The organism is Bilophila sp. 4_1_30 (genome assembly GCF_000224655.1).
In the GTDB taxonomy this organism is placed as follows: Bacteria; Desulfobacterota; Desulfovibrionia; order Desulfovibrionales; family Desulfovibrionaceae; genus Bilophila; species Bilophila wadsworthia.
The window spans coordinates 1,014,737-1,016,565 of the sequence record NZ_JH114231.1 but is presented as its reverse complement, the minus strand read 5'-3'; the positions used below and the strand labels follow the sequence as shown (position 1 = coordinate 1,016,565).

Below are 1,829 nucleotides of genomic sequence, written 5' to 3'. Positions count from 1 at the left end.
CGGCCGGCTCAGGCTTTTCTCTTGATCAGTCGGAGGCGGATGAGCATTTCCCGGAAATCCTGCCATGAGCACCCGAACAGCCACGGGCAGGTGACCACGAGCCCGAGGGACATGAAGGAGTAGAGGATGCCGGAGAGGAAGAAGCGTATGACTTGATGGGCGTCATCCGCAAAATAGATTCCCGTCGCCTGCTTGCAGACCCATGCGATTCCGAGGAGCGAGCCGAGGATGAGCCCTTGCAGCATCAGGTTGCGGAAGAAATTGAGAGGGATGAGCCGTGAGGCCATCCAGAACAGCAGGTTGACCATGATGAACTGCGTGGTCACGGTTTTGAGGGCAAGGCCCGTTGCGCCGAGCCCCATGCCGAGCATGTCCTGCGGCGCGACCAGCAGCCATACGAGGAGGAAGCCTCCGAAGTGCTCGATAAAGGCAAGGTTCCGCAGTACCTTGGTCTTGCCGGTGGCATGGAAAACGGAGCTTGCCAGCTGTCCGTAAGCCTGATGGGCCGGATACAGGGCCATGATCTGCACGGGGACAAGCGCTGCGGCGAACTCCGCGCCGCCGAAAATATGCACGAGCACGGAAGCTTCCACAGCGGTGAAGCAGGAGAACCATGCCGCGATCCCAAAGAGGAGCGGCGCGAACCGGGTCAGAAGGTGCCCCATATGTTCGCGGTCGTCCTTGCCCCAGGCAATGGCGAGTTCACGCATGATCAACGGGGTCATGGCGGATACGAACAGAAAACACGCGGCGCTGACGCGTTGGGACAGCGCGAAATAGCCCTGCTGTGTGCTGCCGTCGAACCACTGGAGCACCCAGCGTTCGGCGGAAAGGGCCAGCGCCGAAAGCAGCGCCTGCACGAACAGCGGCATACTGTAGTCGGAAAATTCGCGTGTGTAGGAGAGGCGCTGGTCGCGTGTGAGGCTGAGATCTATATGCGCCCATGAGCGCCGCATGATGACGAGGCACCCGATCACGATGCTTCCCATCATCAGATATTGCAGCCCGAACAGACTCCCCGCGTTCAGGAAACCGAACCAGAACAGCGCCAGAATGATGATGGCCCCGAGCAGGTTGACCCCGCTCCGCAGAAGCTCGCCGGGCACGGTCAGGCCGAGGGCGTCGTTCATGGAGCGCACCACGCGCGTCCCCCACAGCAGGAAGCCGTAGAAAGCCGCCAGCGGAGCATACCAGAGCGGGACGTCGGGCAAAAGCATATCCCCAAGTCCCGGCACAAGCAGGAAGACGCCCGCGAGCATGGTAACGAGGAATACCAGCGCCGAAACCCGGCCATAAAAGGCGACGAGCGGCATTTCGTACTGGCGCCGGGACAGGGCGTTGTAAAAACAGGTGGACGTGCCCATGTCCAGAAAGCCGGTAAGCTGCGTGAACACGCTGGTGGAGAAGTTGAAGTTCCCGTAGACCTGCGGCCCGAGCGCACGCGGGAGCACCGCCTCCATGATCAGATAGACGGGGACGGTGGCAATGTTCGCCAGCAGTTTGCCCATATAACGGCGAGCCAGCGAAGCCTGCTGAGGCCGCTGGTGCGTCGCCTGATCCGTGCCGGGCGTCTGATTGGGGGCTGATTCGCGTTCTTCGGTCATGGGGCGGTGTCGGGGCAAGAGGATTTCGCGTCTCCGTACGCTGTCTTTGTCCGCAGCGCAATGCCCCTTTTCGGCCTTTTGTCGCGGGACGGGCGCTATCATGATGTTTTTACTGGAAATGCAAAAGGGTTCCCTCGTATGCCGGGCGTGTTATTTTTTCAAGGGGAAGAAAACCGGGGAAGGGAGGGGGAAGCCTTTCTTCAGAAAGGCTTCCCCCTCCCTTCC

The 1,829-nt window shown here is 60.7% G+C and carries 1 protein-coding gene; it reads right to left on the bottom strand.

The window, feature by feature from the left end:
* Window positions 1-8: 8 nt before the first annotated feature.
* Window positions 9-1,706 carry a lipopolysaccharide biosynthesis protein gene (locus HMPREF0178_RS04645; RefSeq protein WP_009379508.1) on the bottom strand — a complete coding sequence of 566 codons (1,698 nt, stop codon included), beginning with the start codon at window positions 1,704-1,706 and terminating at the stop codon, window positions 9-11.
* Between the last annotated feature and the right edge of the window lie 123 nt (window positions 1,707-1,829).